Raw genomic sequence first — 5,171 nt, forward strand, 5'->3', positions numbered from 1 at the left:
AGCCACCCTCGAGCATGGTACGAAGTCGCCTTGGCGCTTCAATGCAGGAGGGTGACCGATGTCGATTTATGCAGGATTGGACGTGAGTGACAAGACGACGCATATCTGCGTGGTCGATGCCGACGGCAGGGTTGCGCGGCGCGATGTCCGTCGTCGAAACATTTGGCGCAAAGTTGGTGGCGCGGTAACGGAGAGCGGGCCTCGTCTGGGGCTGGCTTTTAAGCGGCGAGCTTGCGGTGCTGCAAGCGCCGATGTTCGATGGTTTGCTTCTTGATGGCGGCGCGCTGGGCGAGGATTTGCCGATCGCGGCCAAAGTAGGCATCGGCAGGCGTCACATTGCCCAGGCTCTCATGGTAGCGCTGGTGGTTGTAGTACTCGATGAATGCCTGGATCTGGGCTTCGAGGTCGCCGGGCAGGTAGTAATTTTCCAGCAAGATGCGGTTCTTCAGGGTCTGGTGCCAGCGTTCTATCTTGCCCTGCGTCTGTGGATGGAAAGGCGCGCCGCGCACATGGCTCATGGACTGGGCCTCGATATAGGCAGCCAGTTCGCCCGCGACATAGCTGGGGCCATTGTCGGACAGCAGGCGTGGCTTGTGCAGCACGGTGGCGCTGTCGCAGCCTGAGGCGGTCAGCGCCAGGTCCAGCGTGTCGGTGACATCGCCCGCCGTCATGGTGGTGCACAGTTTCCACGAGATGATGTAGCGGGAATAGTCATCGAGCACAGTCGAGAGGTAAACCCAGCCCCAGCCGATCAGCTTGAAATAGGTGAAATCGGTCTGCCACATTTCATTTGGCCGGGTGGTTTTGGTGTGGAACTCATCGCGGGCCTTGATGACGATGTAGGCCGGGCTGGCGATCAGATCCTGCGCCTTGAGCAGGCGATAGACCGTGGCCTCGGAGACAAAGTACTGCTTCTCATCGGTAAATTTGGTCGCCAGTTCGCGCGGCGAGAGCTCGCTTTCCTCCAGCGCCATGTCGATGATCTGCTTGCGCACATCGTCGGGCAGCCGGTTCCACACCCGGCTCGGCGCCGAGGGCCGGTCCTCCAGCGCCTCAGGCCCACCATCGAGATAGCGGGCATACCAGCGCGCAAAGGTGCGGCGCGGGATGCCCAGCTTGTCGAGGGTTTGACGGGTGGGCAGATGGGACTGCCCGACGAGGCGGATGATCTCCAGCTTTTCAGTGGCGGGGTACCTCATGCGTCGTCGCCCCCATCCGCGATCATGCTTTTTTTGAGCAGACGGTTCTCGAGCGTCAGGTCGGCAACACATTCCTTGAGGGCCAGCGTTTCGCGGCGCAGATCCTTGACCTCATCACTGGTCGCGGCGCGGGCCGTATCCCCCGCCAGGCGGCGTTTGCCAGCCTCGAGGAATTCCTTCGACCAGGAATAATACACGCTCTGGGCGATGCCTTCGCGGCGGCACAGTTCAGCGATGCTCTCTTCGCCGCGAAGGCCCTCGAGCACGATCCTGATTTTATCTTCAGCCGAGAAATGTCGCCGCGTGGCCCGGCGGATGTCCTTCACCACCGCCTCGGCGGGCTTCTTGGTGGGCTTGGCAGCCGATTTTGGGCTGGAGGGATTGGGTCTCATCTGCGTTCCTTACGTCACTACGACGAGACCCAATCCCTCCATTATCCGCAACCCCATTTCTGGGCCATAGGCGCTGACGCCGAACACATACATCCAGCTTCGACCTCCTCCAATGACTGGACTTGGCTGGAGAACGACTCCAGTGGGCACTTTTTGTCCAATTGCCAATTATTACGCCCCCTCCTAACGGGCGACCAACATGCAGGGGTTCCGGTTCTGGATTCGCGACAGGCGCTGGCTGGCTTTCGGGCTGGTTCTTTTTGCGCTCGCCGTACGCGCGCTGGTTCCGCAAGGTTACATGCCTACAGCAACGAAGCATGTCCTGACGGTACAGATATGCGCTGATGCGAGCGGCCTGTCATACACCAGGCAGATGGCGCTTCCGGATAGGCAGCCCGACCATCAGGACGGGCACGATCATCATGTGGCCTGCGCCTTTGCCAGCCATGTGATGCCCCTGCTTGGCGGGGCCGACGCTCCTTTACTGCTAGCCGCGCTGCTATTCATCCTGGTGGCAGCGTTCTTGCCTGTTGCACCGGCCCGTCCTGCATATCCAATGCGCTTGCGGCCGCCGCTGCGCGCGCCTCCCGCCTGTTCCTGAACCCACGCAGACTGTTGATCGGGCGCGCTTGAACTGCGCCTGATCATGCTCAAGGCGGCGCCCGGACAAAGGGCTGGCCGCGATCCGTGAACAGGGATTTTCCATGAAGACCACCACTCTCGCGCTGGCGCTGATCGCCGGCGTGTCCACGCCCGCCATGGCGCAGCAGAGCGCCACCGCACTCGCCCCCGTCGATGTCGATACCGCGCAGGGCGCCACCAGAGCCACGATCATCACGCGCGATGATCTGCGCCACCTTGCCCCCTCCACCAGCGACACGGCGGCGATCCTCGCCCGCGTGCCGGGGGTTGCGGGCAATACCGGCGGCGGTTTTTCCACCATGCCAGTAATTCGCGGGCTGAGCGAGCAGCGCCTGACCGTGCTGGTCGATGGCCACCCCATCGACGTGGCCTGCCCCAACGACATGAACCCGCCGCTCAGCTATACCGACCCGCAGACGCTTGCTTCGATCGATGTGATCACCGGCGTCTCGCCAGTCAGCGCCGGGGGCGATGCTATCGGCGGGGTGATCTCGGTGAAAAGTGCCGCGCCGCGTTTCTCGAAAGATGGTCGCCTGCTGGTGACGGGCGAGGCGCAAGGCTATTATCGCAGCAATGATGGCGGCTTTGGCACGGGCCTCTCGCTCACCGTCTCGGGCGATCATCTCTCGGCCACCTATACCGGCAGCTATACCAAGGCTGGCAACTACAGCGCCGGGGGCGGTCTGGGCACGGTGCATTCCACCCAATATGCCAAGACCGACCACAAGCTGGCGCTGGCCTGGCAGGGCGACATCGGGCTGGTCGAGTTGGCGGGCGGCTATCACCATTCGGCCTATGAGGGCTTCCCTAACCAGTTCATGGACATGACCGGGAACAATTCCTGGTTTCTCAATGGCCATTATCTGGGCAGCTTTGGCTGGGGCACGGTGGATCTGAAGGCCGACTATCGCGCGACCGATCATGCAATGAACTTCCTGGCCGACAAGGGCGGCACGGCCGATGGCAGGATGCCGATGAACACGCGGGTGCGCTCGGGCGGCTATACGTTGGCGGTGGACTTGCCGCTGGCGGTGGGGACGACGCTGCGGCTGGGCAACGAATACCGCAACGAGCGGCTGGACGACTGGTGGCCGCCGGTCGCGGGCAGCATGATGATGGGGCCAAGCACTTATCTCAACGTCAACAATGGTCAGCGCGAGCGGATCGCCGGTTATGTCGAGGCCGAGCAGCGCTGGGGCGATGCCTTCACGCTGACCGCTGGCGGGCGGTTTGATCGGGTGAACATGAACACCGGCAATGTCGCGCCCTATTCTACCGGCATGATGAGCATGGCCGACGCTACGGCTGCCACAGTCTTCAACGCGGTCAGCCATGAACGCCATTTCAACGATTGGAGCGGCTCTCTCATCGGCCACTATACGCCCGCCGCAGGCATCGCCATCGATCTGGGCTATGCCCACAAAACCCGCGCGCCCAACCTCTATGAGCTTTACACTTGGGGGAAGGGCACGATGTCGAGCCAGATGATCGGCTGGTATGGCGATGGCAACGGCTATTTCGGCAATCTGAACCTGCGCCCCGAACGCGCCGACACGATCAGCGGTTCGCTCACCTTTTCGGGCGGGGGCAAGCAAGGCTGGTTCCTCAAACTCGCGCCCTATTATACCCATGTGAACGACTATATCGACGCCCGCTACGTCAAGTCGCTGAACGGCATGATGGGGATGCCCGGCCCCTTTGTGCAGTTGCAGTTCGCCAATGAGGAGGCCGAATTCTACGGCCTCGACTTGTCGGGCGCGGCAACGCTCTGGAATGGTGGCCAATGGGGCCAGACGCGGCTGACCGGCACCCTTTCCTGGGTGCATGGACAGAACCTGACCGACCATACCCCGCTCTATCACCAGATGCCGCTCAACATCCTGGCCAGCGTGCAACATGCGGTGGGAGGGTTTACCGGAGCGGTCGAATTCAACTGGGTGGACAGCAAAACCCGCGTTGATCTTACCCGCAACGAGCCGGTGACGGCGGCTTATGCGCTGGTTAATCTGCGCACCGCCTATCAGTGGAAGGCCTGGCGGCTCAGCCTTGATGTCGAGAACCTGTTCGACAAGGCCTATTACCTGCCGCTGGGCGGTATGGCGCTGGGCGATTACAGTGTCAGCGGTGACACTGTGCTGCGGCCGGTGGCCGGGCGTGGACGGTCGGTCAATGTCGGCCTCTCGCGCCGGTTCTGACGATCTCTCGGCAAGGGGGGCCTGCCGCTTTACAGCGGACGTGCGTCCCTTGCGCGAGCGGGTGGCTGGCGTGGGTGCCAGCCTGTTCCTGCATGGGCTGGTGCTGGGCGTGGCGCTGGCATGGGGGACGAGCGAGCGCATCCCGGCGACGCTTCCTGGATCGCATCTCGTGACTTTTGCCCTGCCTGCGTCCCGGCAGGAGCCGCCCAAACCGATGCCTGCCCAATCCACTCAGGGCCATCGCTCTGACAAGGTCATGGCGCTGGCAAAGAACGTGGCGCAGACGCGCATGATCGAGACCAAGCCCGCTTTTACGATACCCGCCCTGTCTGCTCTACCCAGCGCCTCCAAAGCTATGCCGGACATGACGGAGGCCATCCCCCCAACGGTCGCCGCATCCGCTCGGATCGTTCCGCAACCTCCCGCGCCACCAGCAAAAGCGGAGATGTCATCCGCTCACGCGGACTATACGCACCACATCTGGTTGCGGATCATGGCCTGCCGCCCCTCTGGGATCCCTTTGGAAGGGCGTGTAACGCTGAGTTTCAGGCTGGATGCCAGCGGCCATCTGGCGAACGCTTTCGTGACGCGGTCCAGTGGCATCACCCTACTTGATAGCGCGGCGCTACACGCGTTGCGGCGGGCGGCCCCTTTTCCAGTTCCGCCCCCATCCCATACGCCGGAAGAGCTAAATTTCGAGGTGGAGGTGCGTTTCGGGGCTGCGGTGTAATGTTTGCGCGGCC

Annotated in this window: 4 protein-coding genes; 3 read left to right on the plus strand and 1 reads right to left on the minus strand. The window is 62.6% G+C overall.

Annotated features, from left to right (window positions below):
• Positions 1-218 precede the first annotated feature (218 nt).
• Positions 219-1,591 (minus strand): IS3 family transposase gene (locus tag AQZ50_RS19790; protein ID WP_156427466.1). Its coding sequence is split into 2 segments (ribosomal slippage): positions 219-1,234 and positions 1,234-1,591, totalling 1,374 coding nucleotides; the frame shifts between segments, so codons are not numbered across the junction.
• Positions 1,592-1,790: 199 nt separating this feature from the next.
• Here AQZ50_RS19790 and AQZ50_RS19800 point away from each other — a divergent pair.
• From AQZ50_RS19800 to AQZ50_RS21100, 3 genes are all read left to right on the plus strand, one after another.
• Entirely contained in the window at positions 1,791-2,192 is a 402-nt protein-coding gene (locus tag AQZ50_RS19800) for a DUF2946 family protein (RefSeq protein ID WP_067749404.1), read from the plus strand.
• A 103-nt stretch (positions 2,193-2,295) separates the two neighbouring features.
• Complete coding sequence (locus AQZ50_RS19805; protein WP_067749406.1) at positions 2,296-4,428, plus strand: TonB-dependent receptor; 2,133 nt, start codon at positions 2,296-2,298, stop codon at positions 4,426-4,428.
• A gap of 70 nt (positions 4,429-4,498) precedes the next feature.
• The gene (locus AQZ50_RS21100) at positions 4,499-5,158 is read left to right on the plus strand and encodes an energy transducer TonB family protein (protein WP_231730430.1); all 660 of its coding nucleotides are present in this window, start codon (positions 4,499-4,501) and stop codon (positions 5,156-5,158) included.
• Positions 5,159-5,171 lie beyond the last annotated feature (13 nt).

This window comes from Novosphingobium sp. Fuku2-ISO-50 (assembly GCF_001519055.1).
Lineage (GTDB): Bacteria > Pseudomonadota > Alphaproteobacteria > Sphingomonadales > Sphingomonadaceae > Novosphingobium.

What these genes read in the sequence shown, in the direction of transcription:
- AQZ50_RS19800 (WP_067749404.1), top strand. Translation starts at nt 1,791, where the DNA reads ATGCAGGGGTTCCGGTTCTGGATTCGCGACAGGCGCTGGCTGGCTTTC.
- AQZ50_RS19805 (WP_067749406.1), top strand. Translation starts at nt 2,296, where the DNA reads ATGAAGACCACCACTCTCGCGCTGGCGCTGATCGCCGGCGTGTCCACG.